The 17,832-nt window shown below is 71.9% G+C and carries 9 protein-coding genes; all 9 read right to left on the bottom strand.

Translation table 11 applies throughout. From position 1 onward, the window contains the following. Positions 1-30: 30 nt before the first annotated feature. The 9 genes from BUR99_RS15350 to BUR99_RS15390 all read right to left on the bottom strand — a co-directional run bounded on the left by BUR99_RS15350 (position 31) and on the right by BUR99_RS15390 (position 17,799). Positions 31-3,045 carry an FtsK/SpoIIIE domain-containing protein gene (locus BUR99_RS15350; protein WP_074261248.1) on the bottom strand — a complete coding sequence of 1,005 codons (3,015 nt, stop codon included), beginning with the start codon at positions 3,043-3,045 and terminating at the stop codon, positions 31-33. A 122-nt stretch (positions 3,046-3,167) separates the two neighbouring features. Next, positions 3,168-3,779 (bottom strand): zinc-ribbon domain-containing protein, encoded by a 612-nt coding sequence (locus BUR99_RS15355; protein ID WP_234980880.1) that lies wholly within the window; start codon positions 3,777-3,779, stop codon positions 3,168-3,170. Then, positions 3,776-6,127 (bottom strand): transglutaminase-like domain-containing protein, encoded by a 2,352-nt coding sequence (locus BUR99_RS15360; protein ID WP_074261249.1) that lies wholly within the window; start codon positions 6,125-6,127, stop codon positions 3,776-3,778. Before BUR99_RS15360 ends, BUR99_RS15355 begins: the two co-directional genes overlap by 4 nt. Further along, complete coding sequence (locus tag BUR99_RS15365; RefSeq protein ID WP_234980881.1) at positions 6,124-7,446, bottom strand: DUF58 domain-containing protein; 1,323 nt, start codon at positions 7,444-7,446, stop codon at positions 6,124-6,126. Before BUR99_RS15365 ends, BUR99_RS15360 begins: the two co-directional genes overlap by 4 nt. After that, positions 7,443-8,414, bottom strand: coding sequence for an AAA family ATPase (locus BUR99_RS15370; RefSeq protein ID WP_074261250.1), 972 nt, complete (start codon positions 8,412-8,414; stop codon positions 7,443-7,445). The genes BUR99_RS15365 and BUR99_RS15370 overlap by 4 nt, the downstream gene beginning before the upstream one ends. A 12-nt stretch (positions 8,415-8,426) precedes the next feature. Further along, entirely contained in the window at positions 8,427-14,318 is a 5,892-nt protein-coding gene (locus BUR99_RS15375) for an Ig-like domain-containing protein (RefSeq protein WP_143231674.1), read from the bottom strand. Beyond that, on the bottom strand, positions 14,318-15,736 hold the full coding sequence (locus BUR99_RS15380) for a serine/threonine-protein kinase (RefSeq protein WP_074261252.1): 1,419 nt from the start codon (positions 15,734-15,736) through the stop codon (positions 14,318-14,320). Before BUR99_RS15380 ends, BUR99_RS15375 begins: the two co-directional genes overlap by 1 nt. A gap of 136 nt (positions 15,737-15,872) precedes the next feature. Next, the gene (locus tag BUR99_RS15385) at positions 15,873-16,700 is read right to left on the bottom strand and encodes a PP2C family protein-serine/threonine phosphatase (protein ID WP_074261253.1); all 828 of its coding nucleotides are present in this window, start codon (positions 16,698-16,700) and stop codon (positions 15,873-15,875) included. Positions 16,701-16,725: 25 nt separating this feature from the next. Continuing rightward, complete coding sequence (locus tag BUR99_RS15390; RefSeq protein ID WP_074261254.1) at positions 16,726-17,799, bottom strand: FHA domain-containing protein; 1,074 nt, start codon at positions 17,797-17,799, stop codon at positions 16,726-16,728. Positions 17,800-17,832: the final 33 nt, after the last annotated feature.

Raw genomic sequence — 17,832 nt, forward strand, 5'->3', positions numbered from 1 at the left:
CAGCGCTTCTCGCCCGATCACGCGACCGATTCAGTGGTTACGAGGTATCGGCCAGATGGCGCGGCCGACACCCTGGCCCGGTTCGAGGATCCAGCACTGCCCCGCCCCGGCGTCGAGCAGCGGAGGCAGCTCCCGGGAGCGCACGAGTGCCCGGTACTCCGCCGCGCCACCGTGCACGACGAGCGCGGCCTCCTCGCGAAGTGCGGCTGCCAGCGACCAGCTCGCCGCCCACGCCTCCGCGTCCCCCACGATCACCGGCGGTGCCTCGAGTGGGTGCGCGGCGACGGCAGCCCTGACCGCCGGTTCCCCGCCTGGGACGAGGAGGATCGCGGTGCGCCCGGCCTCCGTGATCACCGCCGCGGCCGCGCGGGGCGTCGCAGCGGCCACGGCATATGGGAGATCCTGCCGCAGCCGAAGCGTCGGAACTGCGGGAGAGGCCGGTGTCGCGACGGGCGTCGCCTCGATCACCTGCACTCGCCGCCCGCGCCACTGGCCCGCGCCGGCGCCATCGCCCGCACGCCAGAGCTCACCGCGGCCACCGGATTGCACGAGGTCGGAGCGGCTCGCGTGGCGGAGGAGGAGCCGCTCGCCGAAGGCCTCGCGCAGTCCGCTGCCGAGGACCTGCAGGCTGGCTGCCGACGCCGCGACCGCGACGCCCCGGCCACGGCCCTCCCTGACCAGGGATTCCACCATCGCGAACGCCGCGTGCCGGTACTCCTCCGGCCAGGCGCGGAAGCGGGTGTCGAGGTCGTCGAGCACGACGAGCGAAGGGGGTGCTGCTCCCCCGCGAACCGACGACTGCGCCGCAACGAGCCCGTCCCAGACCGCGCTCGACGGCCCCGTGAGCCGCAGCACGCTCGATGCACCGCCGCCTGCGGACGCCGAGTCGGCCGCCACTCGTCCTGGCGCGGCCGAGTCGATCGCGGCCAGCTCGATCGCGGCCAGCGCCGTGGTGCGCCCGCTGCCGGGCATCCCGAGCACGAGGAGGCCGCCGTCGCGTCGCGGCGCCCACCGAGCGAGGCTGCGACGTTGCCGTTCGGGTTCGTCGACGACACCGAAGCCCGGGCCGGAGCCGTCGCCTGCCGGCTCGCCGTCGCCTGCCGGCTCGACCGGGGATCGGTTCACGGAGCCCGCGGCCGGGCGCGGTGCACCGAGGACCCGGTGCACGGCATCGGGCGCGATGCGGCTCGGCAGCGGATCGAGCCAGGTGCGGCGGGCGCGCGGAAACCCGGCCGCACGCTCGCCGGCCTCGGTGATCACGGCAGGCGTCGCGACGGCCGAATGGAAGAGCACGGGGCATCCGTCGCCCGGATCGACGATCCCACGGCCGGGCAGATCCGGCGGGATCTCCGCCGCCGAGGGCGTTCCGACCACCGCCTCGCTGTCGGATCGCTGCAGCACGCGCAACGACACTCGGATCGGACAGTTGGCGGTGACCTGCTCCCGCACGACCCCGTTCGGCCGCTGCGAAGCGAGCACGAGGTGCACCCCGAGCGAACGACCGCGTGCGGCGATGTCGCCGATGACCGCCCCGAGCTCGGGGAAGCGCTCGATCATCGCCTGGAACTCGTCGACGACGATCACGAGTCGCGCCAGGTCGACCCCGTCATCGAGCTCGGCGATGTCGCGTGCGCCCGCCCGAGCGAGCACCGTCTCGCGATGCGTGAGTTCGGCGCGCAGGCTGAGCACGGCCCGCTCCGCCTCGGACTCGTCGAGGTCGGTCACGATGCCGGTGACATGCGGAAGTCCCCGTACCGGCTCGAACGCCGCCCCACCCTTGAAGTCGACGAGGAGGAAGGAGACGCGAGCGGGAGGGTGGGCGACGGCGAGGGCGACGATCCATGCGAGCAGGAACTCGCTCTTGCCGCTGCCGGTCGTTCCGGCGACGAGCGCATGCGGACCGCACCGTGCGAGGTCGAGTCGGAGGGCACCGCCCGCCGCTCGTCCGACGGTCGCGGCGAGGCTCGATCGGTCGCGGCCCGCGTCTGGCGGACGCTGCAGTCCGTCGAGCTCCAACCGTCGCGGAAGGTCGTTCGAACCGGCTCCGATCCCGGCTCGCTCAGCGACGGCGGCGAGCGAGTTCGCCCAACCGGCGGCCTCCGCGATGCCGACGAGCGCGGGTGCGAGCTCCATCTCGGCGACGCCGTGCGGGCGCCGCACGATCGCCGCATCGGGCGTCTGCATCGTCACGATCGTGCCGAGACCGGGCGGCAGCTCGGACGCGGTGCGCGCGACTGCGACGACCACGGCGGGCGGACGCTCGCCTTGCGGAGCGAGCTTCGAGGGCCGGAGCGGCCGCTGCTTGCCGTCGGCAGGTTCGACGACGACCAGACCGGCACGTGCGTGGCCTCCGCGATGCGGCAGTGCGCGCAGCCACTCCCAGTGAGTCCCTCGGGTGCCCTCCGCGACCTCGATCGCGAACTGCTGCGGATGCGCGTGATGTGCGAACTGCACGACGCTCGCGCGGGCGGCGGCCCGTGCCAGGTGGAGTTCGCCCACGAAACCGACCCCGGCTCGGGCGTCGACGCACATCGGCGCATCGTCGAGTCGCGCCGCCGCGAGCAGCACCTCCCGATCTCCGGCGTCCACCGGCGAACCGTCGATCCGCAACGCGCTCGCGGCGGCGCCACGCCCGAGCACGATCGGCGGCGGGGCCGACTCGCGCCACGCCGGATGCTCCGACTGCTCGAGCAGTCGGCGCGACGACGGCGAGCGATGCCATGCCGCAGCCCGCTCGAGGTCGTGTCGCTGCCCGATCTCGGCCACGAGCTCGTCGAGCCGTCGCCGCCGCTCGGCGGACGCCCGTCGTCGCAGACGTCGTGCCGAACGACGTGCATCGAGCATCGAGCCGATCGCCACGATCGGCCCGAGCACCGCGAAGACGAGCGAGAACGGCGAACCCGTGATCGCCCACAGTGCGAGCGCGCCGACGACGGGCGCGAGCGACGCGATGAGGGGGAACCCGGCTGCGGCGGGATCGGCCGGCGCCGGCGGCAGCGCGAGCGGGGTGTCCAGCGAGACGGGTGCGATGTCGAATCGGTCCACCGTGCGATCCGATCACGCGAATCGCCGCGTCATCGATCACGACCGCCGCCGCGTCGTGGCACCGTCGACGGCGCCCCTGTGGAGGACGAGTCGGCGGGCGGGCGGGCGCCGGTGGAAACGGCTCAGGACACGATGAAGAACTGCTCGGCGAGCTCGACCCGGCTCCCCCGCGGCACGAGGTAGCGCCGTCCGGGCTCGCAGCGCATCGCCCCGTCGTCGGGTCGCCGCACGATCGTGCCGTTGCCCGAGAACCGATCGGCGACCCAGAGCGTGCCGTCGTGCTCTCCGAACTCGACGTGCGTCTTCGACACCGACAGGGAGCGGTCGGCGATCTGCACGAGATGGTCGAACACTTCACCGGGCTGCGGCAGGGGCCGACGACCGATCAGTCCCGAACCGAAGACGGTGCGGGTCTCACCGGTGCTGAAGGTCAACACGAAGCGCGTCACGACGGGAGTCGTCGCCAGCGGTTCGTGCAGCTCGGGCGCCGGGGGTGCGAGGAGCTCGCCGCCCGAGTCTTCGGTCGATCCGATCGCGACCGCCGCACGGAAGCCGTCGACCGGGATCGAGATCACGCCGCTGTTGCGCCGGGCGGGCCGTTCGATCACCGTCGTGTCGCCGGGCCGCGGGTCGGGCCGGCGGCGGGATTCGGGGGTCGCGCTCGTCGAACTGCCGCATTCGCCGCAGAACATGGCCCCTTCGGGCAGCTCTGCACCGCAGATCCGACACGTCACGAACGCCCTCCTCTCCGCGTCACAGCGTACCCGCCGAGCGAAGTGAGCGAGACCGCCGCCCGCAGCCGCTCACGAAGCGACCGCGGCGCACCGAGGCGCTCCTGCAGTTCATCGACCGAATCCCAGACCAGGCGGTCATCGCCCTCCGCCGGTCCGTCGGGAGCGAACACGGCGCGATCGACGACCGACGCGAGCACGAGCGGCGCGAGGCCGCCGACCGTCGCCGCCTGCTCGGCACGCGTGGACATCGGCCTGATCGGATACCCGTAGTCTGCCGCCGAGTCCGCGAACTCCTGCCATCCGCCCTCGATACGCTCGACCGCGCTCGGCGCCTTCCGCCGAAGCCGCCGCCGCCGCATCTTCGCGACGATGATCGCGAGGAACGGGCTCGCGATGACCGCGAGCACGCCCAGCACGATGCCCGCGACCCCCAGCACCGCCAGCAGCGTCTGCACCCAGGCGTCCGCACGGTCGTCGGGCTCGTCGGGAGGCGTCTCGGGGTCGTTCGCCAGGTCGTCGACCGGCGTGCGCTCAGCCGGCGGAGGCAGCGCCGACTGCGGCCTCGACACGATGGTCGGCTGATCGGGCTCGCGCTCGGGGATCGGGCTCGGCATCGGGTTCGGGTCGACCGCGATCCAGGCGCCGTCGGCGCGCTGCACCTCGATCCATGCCTGCTTGTCGCCGCTCACGAATCGGGTGACGCCGTCGGGTGCGGGGTCGCTCTCGGCATCCGGTTCATCGGATTCCTGCGTGCCGTCCGCGACCGCGGCGGCCGCTTCGGCTCCGCCGGGAAGATAGCCGACCACGACTCGCGCCGGGAAGCCGATGTGACGCGCCATGAGCGCTGCGGCGACCGCGTACTGCTCGCCGTCCCCGACCATCGGCCGTTCGACCGCGAGATCGGCGAGTCGATCGAGCGAGTGCCCCGACCTGCTCGGCACCTCGCCGTAGCCGTGACTCACGTACCCGTTCGCGTGGAATCCCTCGATGACGGCCTGCAGCCGCACTCCGGGTTCGTCGGACGACGAAGCCCACTCGTCGAGCAGCTGCGCGAGCTCCTCGGGCATCTCGGGAGCCGCCGGGAGCACACTGGTGCCGGGGCTCAGCTCGGCGAGCGCTTCGGGGGCGACGGGCACCACCGAGATCGCGGCAAACCGATCGCCGGACTGCAGCGGGCGCTGCACCGCACCCGTGCTCGTCACCTCGTTGTAGAAGAACGACTCGGTGAGCAGCTCCGCGCGCGGCCCGCCGAACGTCATGCGTTCGAGGCGACCCACTCCAGGCACCCACACCTCGGCGTAGCCCTCGACCTCCACCTCGATCGCGGCCGGCTCGTTGTCTCCGCTCACACCCGACTGGTCGAGCCGGTAGGGCACCCGCGTGAAGCGTCCAGATGCCGCAGCGGCGTCGGCGCCGCCGACCGTGTACACGATGCCGTCGTACGAATCGAGGGCTGCCATGCGCAGGCCCGCGCCCTCTGGGAGCCCTCGCACGTCGAGCATCACATCGTCCGCGACATCCTCGCCGAATGCGGCGCGGAAGCCGGCGAGCGGGCTGTCGTGCTGCCTCGGCTCGAACGGCGGCTGCAACTCGGCGCGAACGACATTGCGGGGCGGCACGGGCAGGGCCACGGATGCCGCGGTCGCACCGACGACCGCGATGGCCACGAGTGCGGAAGCACCCAGCACGCGACGTGCGTCGGTGAGCGCCGCCTCGACCCGCCGCCCGCTCGTGATGGCACGCCGGTCGGCGATGGCGACCCGGACGAGCCAGGCGATGGCGGTGATCAGGTACGCGATTCCGGCCTCCACGGCGAGCGCCGAGTGCACGACGCCGAGTGCGATGCCCGCGACGAGGAGCACGGCGGGCGGCAGCGCGGCGGCCGCCGGTCGCCGGCTGCGCAGCGCGATCGAGATCGCGGCGGTGGCGGCGACGAGCCCGAGCAGGAACGGCGGCACGAGCAGCGCCTGGTAGGACCCGACGGGGACCGAGATCGTGACGAGCTGCTTCCACGAGAGCGCCGCTCCCGCGAGGAGCTCCACGATGCCGGACGGAGTCGGCAGGATGCCGCCGATCGCGGCGCCGGGCACCGCGGCCGGCACGCCGAGCACGAGGTACGCCGCGAACACGGAGAGCACGATGATCCACGACGGCAGTCGGAACCGCGCCCCGATGACGCCGATCGCGACTCCGGCCACGATCGCGACCGCCGCGGCGACGAGGAAGGCGGGACTCTCGTAGACGGGCCACCACGGCAGCATCGCCGCGGCGAGCATGGCGACGACGAGCACCACCGTGACGAGAGTGGGCCCGAACCTGCGGGCGCCGGCGGGGACGCGGGCGGTCATGAGATCGAGGCCGATCTCGCGAGCATCGCGCGCAGGTCTTCGAGATAGCCGACGCCGAAGACGGTCAGGCCCGCGATCGTGCGAGCGTTCGCCTCGCCCTCGGGCGCGCACTGCACCGCGATCGTCTCGACCCCCGGTGGCAGCCGGGTCGCGGCGGCGCGCAACGGCGAGACACCGCGCGCGGTTCCGGTGACGATGAACGCGAGGGAGACACCGGCGAGCGTCTCGCTCGCGGCACGGGCCACATCGGGGAGCATCACCGCATCGGTCGTCGTCTCGACGAGGCACAGCGCGTCGAGGAGCCGATCGCGGGAGACGGTCGGCAGTTCGCGCATGGCGCTGCGACGGACACCGGCGGCCGACTGCCGCCCGGAGACCACGAACGACACCGTGCGGGCGTCGCGGATCGCGCGTGCGCCAACGGATGCCGCGGCGCTGACGGCGAGTTCGAACTCGGCCGAATCGACGTAGGCCCCCGGGTCGAGATCGAGCAGCACCATGAGGCGACTGCGCCGCGTCTCCTCGAACTGCCGCACCATGAAGGTGCCGGTCTTGGCGGAGCTGCGCCAGTGGATGAATCGGCGATCATCGCCGGGCACGTACTCGCGCAGCGCGTGGAAGGCGATGTCGCTCGCCGTCAGGTCGCGCGTCGGCGTGCCCTCGAGATCTCGGATGAATCCGGTGCTGAGCGCGTTGATCGGCACCGTGCGCGGATGCACGTGCAGTTCGGCCGTCTCCGACCACAGGAACTCCCGACGCATGAGGCCGATCGGGTCGGCACGCACGGTGCGCGCCGGGCCGACCGGCACGACCCCACGCCGCTCCGTGGGGATCGTGAACTGCTCATCGAAGACGCCGCCTCGCGGAAGTCCCGGAAGGACGCGTTCGACGATGCGGCGACCGACCGGAAGCTCGAGCTGCACGCCGCCGAACCGCCGGCGACCGGGATTGGCAGCGATCAGCCGCGCCTCGGCGGGCTCGCCGACCACCACACGCGGCGATGGCAGCACGAGCTGGATGGTGCCGGCTCCACGACCGATGAGCCAGACGGATGCCGCGGCCACGAGCACGACGAGGCCCCATCCGAGTGCGATGAGTTCGAGCCATCCCCAGGTGTAGCCGCCGGCGAGCGAGATCACCGCGACGACGATGACCGACCAGCCGAGCGGGGTCACGACGCCCTGCACCATTCGGCCGGCGCGCGCGATGGCCGCACCGGCACGGCGCCCGGCCACGACGGCGCGCCCGATCACGACCGCGAGCAGGCCCTCTCGTCTGGCGTCCTCGGGGATCGTCGTTCGCGTCTGGGTGAGTGTCACACGGCTTGCCTGGTCGAGGGGGGCGGTGTCTCGATCAACACCTGGGCGATCATGTTCGAAGCGGTGACGCCGTCGAACTCCGCCTCGGGGTCGAGGATCAACCGGTGCGCGAGCACGGGCTCGGCGAGCGCCTTGACGTCGTCGGGCACGACGTAGTGGCGTCCCCGACCCGCTGCATGGGTCTTCGCCCCGCGGATCAGCGCGAGCGCGCCGCGAACGCTGACGCCGAGGCGCACCTCGCGAGCGGTGCGCGTGGCGTCGACGATGCGCGAGACGTAGTCGTGGATCGTGGGATCGACGTACACCGTGCGTGCAACCGCCGCCATCTCGACGACCTCCGCCGCAGCGAGCTGCGAGGAGACGCGTTGCTCGTGGGCGCGCTGGTCGGCGCCTTCGAGGATGCGGATGGTCGAGGCGTGGTCGGGGTAGCCGATGGAGGTGCGCATCAGGAATCGGTCGAGCTGCGCCTCGGGAAGTCGATAGGTTCCGGCCTGCTCGACGGGATTCTGCGTCGCGATCACCATGAACGGATGGCCCACGGGGTGGGTCTGCCCGTCGACGGTGACCTGGCCCTCCTCCATGACCTCGAGGAGCGCCGACTGCGTCTTCGGGCTCGCCCGGTTGATCTCGTCGGCGAGCACGATGTTCGCGAACACCGGGCCGGGGTGGAACTCGAACACGCCTGAACGCTGGTCGTACACGGTGACGCCCGTGATGTCACCGGGCAGCAGGTCGGGGGTGAACTGCACGCGATTGCTCGACCCGTCGATCGACTGGGCCATCGCGCGGGCGAGCGACGTCTTGCCCGTGCCCGGCACGTCATCGAGCAGCAGGTGACCCTCGCTGAGGAGCGCCGTGAAGGCGAGCCTGATGACCCGGTTCTTGCCGAGCAGCACTTCCTCGACCGCGCCGACGAGTCGATCGAGCGTCGCGGCGAACCGCGCCGCCTCCTCGGGGGTCATGGTCATCTCGGCTCCTTCTCAGCGGTTCTGGTAGCGGACGACGACGCCCGCGATCTCAACATCCAACCAGACGCGGTCGCCCGGCTTGGCTTCGGGGATCTGGCAGCTCGTCGGGGTCTGGGCGGTCCTGCCGTTGCGGTCGCCGTCGACGCCGCAGGTGAACGTCACCGGAAGCCCGGAGTTCTCGGGCGCCGACGTCCACGACCAGGTCCTCGTGCCTTCGTCCCATGCCCGGCTCGGCAGTGCGAACGTCAGCGACGGGCGGGCATCGGAGGGGAGCACGTCCGACCACGGACCGCAACTGCCCCAGATCGAGCAGCTCCGCACCTGGAACCGCACCGTTTCACCGAACGGCCTCGCGAAGAGGTCCTGTGCCCATCCCGACCCGTCGAAGCTCTGCTGCGTGCCCGGGATCTGGGCGCCGTTCCCGTCGACGGCGACGATGTCGTATCGCCAGGCGCTGGGCGCGACGCCCGAGATGTAGCGGTCGTAGGTGTCGGCGGTACGGAACTCCATGTGACTGTCGACCCTCCGGATGGCGTCGGGCGCGGGCCGCACCACGGTGCCGGCCACCTCCGTGTTCGTGCACGCGGCCCGGTTGTAGCCCCAGACGAGGAACGAGTATTTCGTGGACTCCGCCGACGTGCCCGAGAACTGCACGCTGGTCGTGCCGGGGCCGACGTGCACCACCTCGGCGACGGTGCCGCCGCCCGACGGCGCGACGACGTTTCCGGGGGCGGGGCTGGTCACCGAGCACGCCTGCGCCCCGGCGGGCACCCCGGAGGCCCCGTCGACGAGGCGTTGCACGAAGTATCCGCCGATCGCATCTCCGTTGCCGGCGAACGGGTCCCAGGCGACCGTGACGGTGCCGGCCGCTGCGTCGCCGCTGACGGAGATCCCGCCGGCGATGGGCGGCCCGAACGGCGTGCCGCTGGCCCCGGCCTGGGTCCAGACCGCGAGCGCCGGGAAGGCCTGGTTCCTGGCACTGATCGTGATCGGCACCTGGCTTCCGTTCTCGAGCCGCTGCGAGTCCGTGGAACAGACCGTCGCCGTGCACACCGCCGCCGCGGAGACCTCGGTCGAGACTCCGGCGACCGTGACCACGTACGTTCCGATGGCGCTTCCGGATCCCTCGGGCACCCGGTCCCACTCGAGGCGGAGGTACCCGTCGCGCGGGAGCGCGCGCACCCCGGTGGGCGGCGGGGGGACGACGTCCGACCAGATCGGGCCCGGCGCGTCGACCGGGTCGGACAGGCCGATCCCGTTCCTCGCCCGGATCCGCACGTGCACGGCCTCGGCCTGCCCGTTGCCGGGCGTCGTGACCGTGCAGGTCGTCGCGGCGCACCCCGACGAGCTCGTCACCTCGCCCGTGCCCGCGTCGACCAACTGGATCTCGTAGCCGGTGATCGGCGAGTTGTTGAAGGCGCCCGCCCCGAACACGACGTCGAGGCTGCGATCTCCGAAGCCCGTGACCCGAGCGCCCGTGACGGGGTCGGGTCGGTCCTGCACCGAGATCGTGACGAGGCCCCAGGCGTTGCGCGCCGCGTCGCCGGTCGCATCGGCCACCTCGTACTGCACCGTCGAGTTCACCGGCGCCGCTCCCGGCGCGACCGTCACCTCGAGCCGCGACCGGTCTTCGCTCGGCTCGATCGACACGCCGCTCGGGAGGCTGTCCGCGTCGAGGCCGCGAACATCGACGACCCGGAGCGGCACGTCGGGGAACGGGTTGGTCGGCCCGTCGTTGGCGAGCACGTCGATCGTCGTCGTCCGTCCGCGTTGCGCGATCACGGTGTCGGGAGCGGGCCTCGCGATCGGTTTCGTCGACGGCACCACGCGCAGCTCGATGCGCCCGGGCTTGCCGTCGCCCGAGTCGTCCGCGACGCCGATCGCGACCGTCCGCGGCGCCTTGGACGTCGATGCCTCCGCCTCGATCGTGAGGTCGGAACCGTCGAGGGAGAAGCGGAACCCCTCCGTCGGCGGCGGCAGCAGTCGGTAGACGAGTTCGCCTTGAGCGGCCGGATACGATTTCGTGAGCTTCAGGAGGTCGATCTCCTTCGACTCCCCGGGCTCGAAGTCGATGACTCCGCCCGTGAACACCGGGGGCTGGTTCTCGGTCGGCAGCACGTCGATCGGAATCACGATGGTGCCGGTCCGCGCCGACGGGTCGGCGGCCGACTCCCCGTCGGTGACGGTGAACGAGAGCGACGCCGGACCGAAGTAGCCCTCTTCGCTGCGATATCGCAGGGTGTCCTGATCGACCACGAGGTCGGCGCCGTCGCTGTGCGAGGCGCGCACCGTCGCGGCATCCGTGATCTTCACCGGGCGGCCGGATGCGGCGATGACGAAGTCGTCGAGATCGAGCGTCACCTCGTCGCCGCTCACGACGTCGACCTCGGGTGCGTCGGCTCGAAGCTGCGGCAGCGCATCGTCTCGGCCGGGCACCCAGATGAACGCGTACGAGACGATCGAGGGGTCTTCGGGGTGGGTCACCGAGAACGGGATGACGCGCCGCCGGTCTTCGACCTGCACCCGGATGCTCCCGTCGCGGCGCACTTCGGCCCCTCGGCCGTAGCCGTCGACGAGTCCGACGACGAGATCGTCGACATCGGCGTCGGCGAGGAAGACGTTGCGCAGCACCGGGACGTCCACGACGTCCTCATCGAGGATGTCGCTCAAGGTCAGGACGGTGTCGGATGCCTCGGGGCGTGCCAGCGGGGCATCCTCGCGCGCCATGATCTTGAGGAAGGTCGACGCGGTGCCGAGCTGCTCGTTCTCGATCTCGTAGGAGAACCCGTAGTCGTCTTCGCCCGGAGGGAGCTCGACCTCGATCCGATCGTCGACGATCTCGGCGACAGCATCGCCCTCGATCACGGTCACGTCCTTCAGGGTCAGCGCACCGCCGTCGGGGTCGGAGTCGTTCTCGAGGACGCGAACGGCGACGGTGCGACCCGGCCGCACCTCCACGATGTCGTTGACGGCGGTCGGCAGGCGGGCTCCGTCGAGGCGCGGTGCGATGCCGACCCTGACGGTGCCCACGGCGCGTTCGCCGAGCGCGTCGACGACCTCGTACTCGAACGTGTCGGTGCCGGCGGAGTACTCCCCCGCCTCGTACTCGAGCCAGTCCGCCCCGTGGGCGGTGACGTTGCCGAGCTCGGGGGTGCCGCCCTGGCCGAGCAGTTGCACGCTGTCGCCCTCGGGGTCGGATCCGCCGAGCGGCACGGGGATCCGTACCGTCTCTCCCGAGAGCACTCTGGCGGTGACGGTCGCCGGGACGGGCGGGGTGTTGGTATCGGGGTCGGCCTCGCGCACCGACATCTGCACGGTCGCCGTGGCCCATTGACCGTCGGGTCCGGCTACCCGGTAGACGGCCTCGTACTCCCCCGGCTCCTCGGGAGCGAAGTAGCGGAGCCGGTCTCCGGCGGCGAAGAGCAGTCCCGCCTTCGGTGCACGCTCGAGCGTCGGCTCGAGCGTGATCGGCAACGCGTCGGGGTGCTCGTCGTTGGCGAGCACCGCGATGTCGACCACGTCGCCGGTGCGCGCCGAGATCTTGTCGGGCACGGCGACGGGCGATTGCGGGGACTCCAGTTGCGGCACCTCGACGACGGTCACCTCGCCGACGGCCTCGGCGAGGCCGTTGCTGACCCGGTAGCCGAAGACGCTCGATCCGGTCGCCAGCGGGCCGGTGAGGGTGACACGAAGGATGCGGTGGTCGACGACCTCGACCTGCACGCCCTCGCCCGCCTCCGCCGTCGGCTCGCCGAGCCCGGTCAGGATCAGCACGCCGCCGGTCGGGTCGATGTCCGTGGCGAGCACGTCGACGTCGACGGGCTGTCCTCCCCTGATGAACACCGTGTGCGGAACCGTGATGGGCGTGGTGTCGCGCTCGGGCGGAGCGGAGACGTCGACCCGGACACGACCCGTCGTCGTCCAGATGCCGTCGGTCACGGTGTACTCGAGCGAGTGCGTCCGCACATCGGAACTCGAGAATCGGAAGGTCCCGCCGTCGAAGTCGGGTGTCAGCTGCGCGTCGGGCTTGGCGGGGACGGCGGTCAACTGCACCTGGCCCGAGCCGCCGCGCACATGCCGCAGCGGGTCGATGCGCACCTCCTGCCCCGCCGTCGCGAGCACCACGAACGGGTCGGCGACGAGCTGCACGCTGCCGGGTGCGCGAACGCCGATGCCGAGCGCGCCGACGGCGGTGTCACGCCCGTCGGACACCTCGAGCGTGACGATCCGGTCCGCTCCGGCACCGCCCTTCTCGTCGAACACGACGACACCGTCGGCCGTCGACGACAGCGCGTCCGGTGCGGCGGCCGTGGCTCGCCTGAGGAAGAACGGGTCGCCGTCGGGGTCGACCCAGTCGCCGAGCACTGCCGTGTTGACGCGGCCCCCCGCCTGCACGAGGGTCTTGGACGGCCGTCGCTGTTCGGGCGGCGAGTTCTCGTCGGCGTCGCGCACGGTCACGCTCACCGCGGCATGCGCGGTGCCGCCGAAGCCGTCGTCGACCGTGTAGCCGAAGGTGATGACACCGGATGCCTCGTCGTCGAGCACGAGCTGCAACTGCTGGTTGTCGGCGATCCGGTCGACAGTGACTCCTGCCGGCAATTCGCCGTCGACGGCATCGACGACCATGGCGTCGCCGTTGGCGTCGTAGTCGTTCAGCAGCACCGGCAGTTGGGTCGTACGCCCCGGGCGCGCACCGAACTCGTCGGCGGCCGCGACGGGGGGCACCTGGCTCTTCTCGATCGTCGGCGGCGTCTCGGGGTCGTTCTGCTCGATCGTCTCCTCGTCGTGCTCGATGTCGAGGAGGTCTTTCCAGTTGTCGATGAGGCCGAACCCGACGCCGGCGGCCCAGGTCTTGCCGCTGCGCCGTTCATTGAGCACGAGCGTGGCGCCGTTGGCGAGGTAGGTGTAGTCGCCGATGGCGGTCGCCGAGGGCAGTTCGACGGGGTCCGGGTCGCCACCAGCCGCGCAGGACCGCCACGCGGTTCCCTCGGCCCACGCCGCGTAGAGGCATCCGTCGTGCAGGAACGGCGCGGCCGGCAGCCCGGAGCGATCGTCGACCCGGGTGCGCGGCTCGTCGCCGTCGAACCCGACGGTGACGAGACCTCGGCGCGTGGCGATCGCGACGTCGTCGCCGTCGCTCGACGGACGCTGGAGCACCGGGGCGTCGTTGGCTGCGATGAACGAGGAGAGATCGACCGGACCCCGCTCGAGGTGGAGCGTCAGGGTGCTCGCGTCGAACACCGCCCAGCGGTCGGCGACCGAGGTGATCTGCACCTCGGCGTCCTTGCCGGCCGGCTTCGCCTGCCAGCGGGTGCGCACGGTCTCGGCATCCGCCACATCGACCCGCGCGACGTCGCCGGTCGACGGCGTGTAGGCGAAGAGCGTTCCATCGGGATCGACCGACGTCACCGTTCCCTTGCCGAGTGCGAGCATCGGCTCGGAATCGGCGTCGAACTGCGCGAACCGGTCGACGGGCGTCGTCCAGATGTCACCGTCCGAGGTCACGACGACCCGCGGACCGGCGAGGTCGAGCGTCGCATCGTCGGGAGGGACCGCGACGGTCTCGGTGAGGCTCGAGGTCGTCGCGTCGATGACCCGCACGGTCGCCCGCGCGCGATCGAGCGCCAGCACGGTGGCCCCCTGCTGCACGATCTCCGTGCCGGTCGAACCCGTCTCGACGACCGAGTTCAGTTCGAGCAGCGCGGTGTTCGCACGGCCGATCGCCTGGTGCTCGTTGCTGCTGACCCATACGGCGGCGTCGCCGAGGTCGACTCGTTGGGCGGCGTACCCGCCGGATGCGATCGCGACGCCTGCGACGAGCGCCACCACGGCGGTGGTCGCCGCGGCGGTGATGGCCGCGGATCGCGGCTTGGGCAGACGGGTCAGGTCGGGAAGTCGCGGCATCATGCACCCTCGAGATCGACCGACACCTCGACGCAGCGCTCAGCGCTCGAGGCACCCGACTTCCCATCGCGCACGACCTTGACGCTCGCGCACACGCGGTCGCCGTCTTCGGCCGGCACCGTCACCCGTGCCTCTCGCTGCAGCGGCAGGGCCTCGCCGTCGACGGTCACGACGTACGCATCGGAGCTCTGGAGCCCCGGGTCGTTCCAGGAGAAGGTCACGGTCGCATCCGCGTCCACGCCCTGCACGTCGGTCACGACGGGAATCGACCTGGTGCCCTGGATCACGAAGTACGCACCGGCGCCCACCAGGGCGATCAGGAGCACCGAGACGAGGGAGATGCCCCAGGCGAGTCGGGCAGAGGTCGGCGCGGTCGTTCGGATGCGGCTCGTGCCGGGGTCGTGAGGGCGGGAGTCGGCCTGCGACCGGGTGGAGCCGAATGCACCGCTGCGCGCGCGCCGCCGACGTGGTGCGCCGTCGCCGATGCCGTGGGCGCCGCTGATGCGGGTCTGCTCGTCGACGTCGACGGCGGTCGCGAGCGCCCAGTCGTCCATCGCGACCTCGAGCGGCGTCTGGAAGAGCCCGAGCTCCTCCTCGACCGACTGCAGGTCGCGGATGAACTCGAGTGCACTCGACTGCCGGCTCGACGGCCTGCGCGACATCGAACGCGCGAGCACCTGTTCGAGGCTCTTCGGCACGTCGAGGCGCCCCGTCGGGGTGTACTTCGCCTTGTCGATCCTGCCCATGAGCGCGCCGGATCCGTTGTCGCCGCCCGGCGTCTCGAACGGACTGCGACCGGCGAGCAGCGAGTACACGGTGGCGCCGAGCGACCAGACCTCGCTCGCGACGCTGCCCGAGACCTCGTCGTGCAGCACCTCGGGCGCCGACCACGGGATCGACAGGCCGACCGCGTCGGAGGACTCGGCCTCGCCGAGCGTCGCCGCGATGCCGAAGTCGGAGAGCACGGGGTGGCCGTACGCGGTGGTGAGGATGTTCGAGGGCTTGATGTCCCGGTGCAGCACGCCCTGCCGGTGCGCGGTCTCGACCGCGCTCGCGATGCGCACGCCGACGGCGAGCACCTCGGCCAGCGGCAGCTGCACGGCGCGGTAGCGCTGGCCGAGCGAGGCCGAGCAGTACTCCATCACCAGGTACGGCCGGCCGTCGGCCGCGACGCTGGCCTGGTAGACCGTGAGGATCGACGGGTGCGAGGAGAGCTGGGCCATGAGGTTCGCCTCGGCCTGGAACATCTGCCGCAGGTCGTCGTTGACGACCTCGGCGAGCAGCACCTTCACCGCGACGAGGCGGCGCGGCATGTTCTGCTCGTAGAGGAAGACATCGGCGAATCCACCCGATCCGAGTACGCGGATGAACGCGAAACCCGGCAGGTTCGGAGGCGTGGACGGCAGTCGTCGGGACACGATCCTCCTGCCTGCTCTGGGCCGGTGCCGCGATGCCCGGTGGCCGGCGGCGCCCGGTGCCCATCATTGTATCCGCGGGCGACGGATGCCTCGTGGTGCTCTGCACACAGCGAGAGGAGCCGACCTCGGACCCGCGTCAGCCGTGCGCCGGCTCGACCTCGCCGGACGACCGCGCGCCTTCGGGACGCACGACCTTCAGGACGTCGACCACGATCGCCGTGACGTTGTCGCGTCCTCCGTTGCCGAGCGCCGCCTCGAGCAGTTGGTGCGCGGCCTTCTCGGCCTTCGCATTGGCGACGAGGAAGTGACGGATTCCATACGTCGTGAGCTCCTTCGTGAGCCCGTCGGAGCAGATGAGCAGCCGCATGCCGGGCTCGACGGCGATCGCACGATAGTCGGGGATCGGCGCCTCGTGGAAGCCGACGGCACGCGTGATCACGTTCGAGTGCGGGTGGGTGTCGGCCTCTTCGCGAGTGATCTGCCCGGCGTCGACGAGCTCCTGCACGATCGAGTGATCGACCGTCAGCTGCTCGAGCACGCCGCCCACCAGCCGGTAGACGCGCGAGTCGCCGATGTTGAACACGATCCAGGCCGGCTCGTCGGCGATCGCCCCGATCGCGGCACCCGTGACCGTCGTGCCGCTGCCCTCGTCGGTCACGCCGGCGCCGCGGCCCATGTCCTGCACCGCGAGGCGGAGCGCATGGTCGATCTCGGGAGTGCCGACGAGCGTCTTGCCGCCGTGCTCGGCGAGCCGGGTGACGACCGCGGCGCTCGCGAAATCGCCCGCGGCGTGGCCGCCCATGCCGTCTGCCACGGCGAAGATCGGCGCCTGTGCGACGAAGCTGTCTTCGTTGACCTCGCGGCGCAGGCCGGTGTCGGTGACCGCCGCCCAGGCGAGGGTGACCTCGGTGCCGTCGGGCAGCGTGATCCGATGGCGGGCGTTGCCATTGCCGATCTGGGTCACCTGTGAAGCCTGCTGTCTGTTCGGGTCATGCGCCGGGGGAACCCTGGGCGAGGAGGATCTCGATGATCGTATCGTCTCCGAGATCGAGGCGGGTGCCGGGCAGCACCACGACCGACTCCCCGGCACGGAGCCGGCGGGTGCCGGACATCGTGCGGAGCACGGTGCCGTTCGTCGAGTGCAGGTCGGTCGCGACGAGTCGTGTGCCGATGAGCCGCAGCTCGAGGTGGGTGCCCGAGACGATCGCCGCCGGCGATTCGACCGTGAGGAGTTCGGGCTGCATGTCGCTGCCCGCGATGCGCGGAGGCAACGGCTTCCGACCGATGAGCACGGGCGCGGTGATCGTCACGGGCTGCCCTGCTCCGATGCGGAAGCGCGGGCCGTTCTGTGCCGGTTCTCCGGCGACGTCCGCTGGAGTCGCCGGCGAGCCGCTCGGAGACTCCTCGGTCGCCGCTCCCGGCCCCGTCGGCGAGGAGGCGGTGGCCCCCGAGACCCGCGCCGCCTGGCGCGGGGTGATGACCGTGTCGGCGACGGGCGCCCCGAGACCCGCCTCGTGCTGGCGCGGCGCGAGCAACGTGTCGGCATCGAGCCAGGGCGTGGGAACAGGGACATCCGCCGGTCTTCCGGCCGCCGTCCACTCGACCGAGGAGGCGCGCAGGCTCGCTCGCCGAGGCACCACGGGCTCACCCGCGGTCGGCTCGCGGCCGAGCGGCGTCGCGGCGTCGGTGATGCGCAGCGCCACCACGTCGTCGAAGTCGGCGAGGTGCCACGGACGGATGCCGCGTGCGTCGAACCTGCGGCTGCCGCCCGGTGAGGCGAGGTCCACGACCGCGTCGCCGCGCACGACGGCGGTCACGCTCGTCGTCGCGCCCTCCGCCCACCAGACGAGGCCGAACGACGCCACGGGGTCGACACGGCCCGACGGCAGGAGCCCCACGAGCGCTTCGAGCGCGAGCCGGTCGTCGCTCGCCGCGTCGGAGAGCGCGTCCAGCACCCCCTGGGGAGCGGGGGCCGCGACCGCGGCGATGAACCGATCGCCCACGATGACATCCCACGCGGGCGCACCGGCCGACGCCGAACTCGAGACAGCGCCTGAGACCATGCGGACATTCTTTCACCGTGCGAGCCAGCGCAC

Origin of the sequence: Agromyces cerinus subsp. cerinus, from assembly GCF_900142065.1 — a bacterium.
In the GTDB taxonomy this organism is placed as follows: domain Bacteria; phylum Actinomycetota; class Actinomycetes; order Actinomycetales; family Microbacteriaceae; genus Agromyces; species Agromyces cerinus.

Bases quoted from the DNA above. Each gene is read 5' to 3' on its own strand.
- BUR99_RS15360 (WP_074261249.1), bottom strand. From the start codon at position 6,127: ATGACCGCCCGCGTCCCCGCCGGCGCCCGCAGGTTCGGGCCCACTCTC.
- BUR99_RS15370 (WP_074261250.1), bottom strand. From the start codon at position 8,414: ATGACCATGACCCCCGAGGAGGCGGCGCGGTTCGCCGCGACGCTCGAT.
- BUR99_RS15375 (WP_143231674.1), bottom strand. From the start codon at position 14,318: ATGCCGCGACTTCCCGACCTGACCCGTCTGCCCAAGCCGCGATCCGCG.
- BUR99_RS15390 (WP_074261254.1), bottom strand. From the start codon at position 17,799: ATGGTCTCAGGCGCTGTCTCGAGTTCGGCGTCGGCCGGTGCGCCCGCG.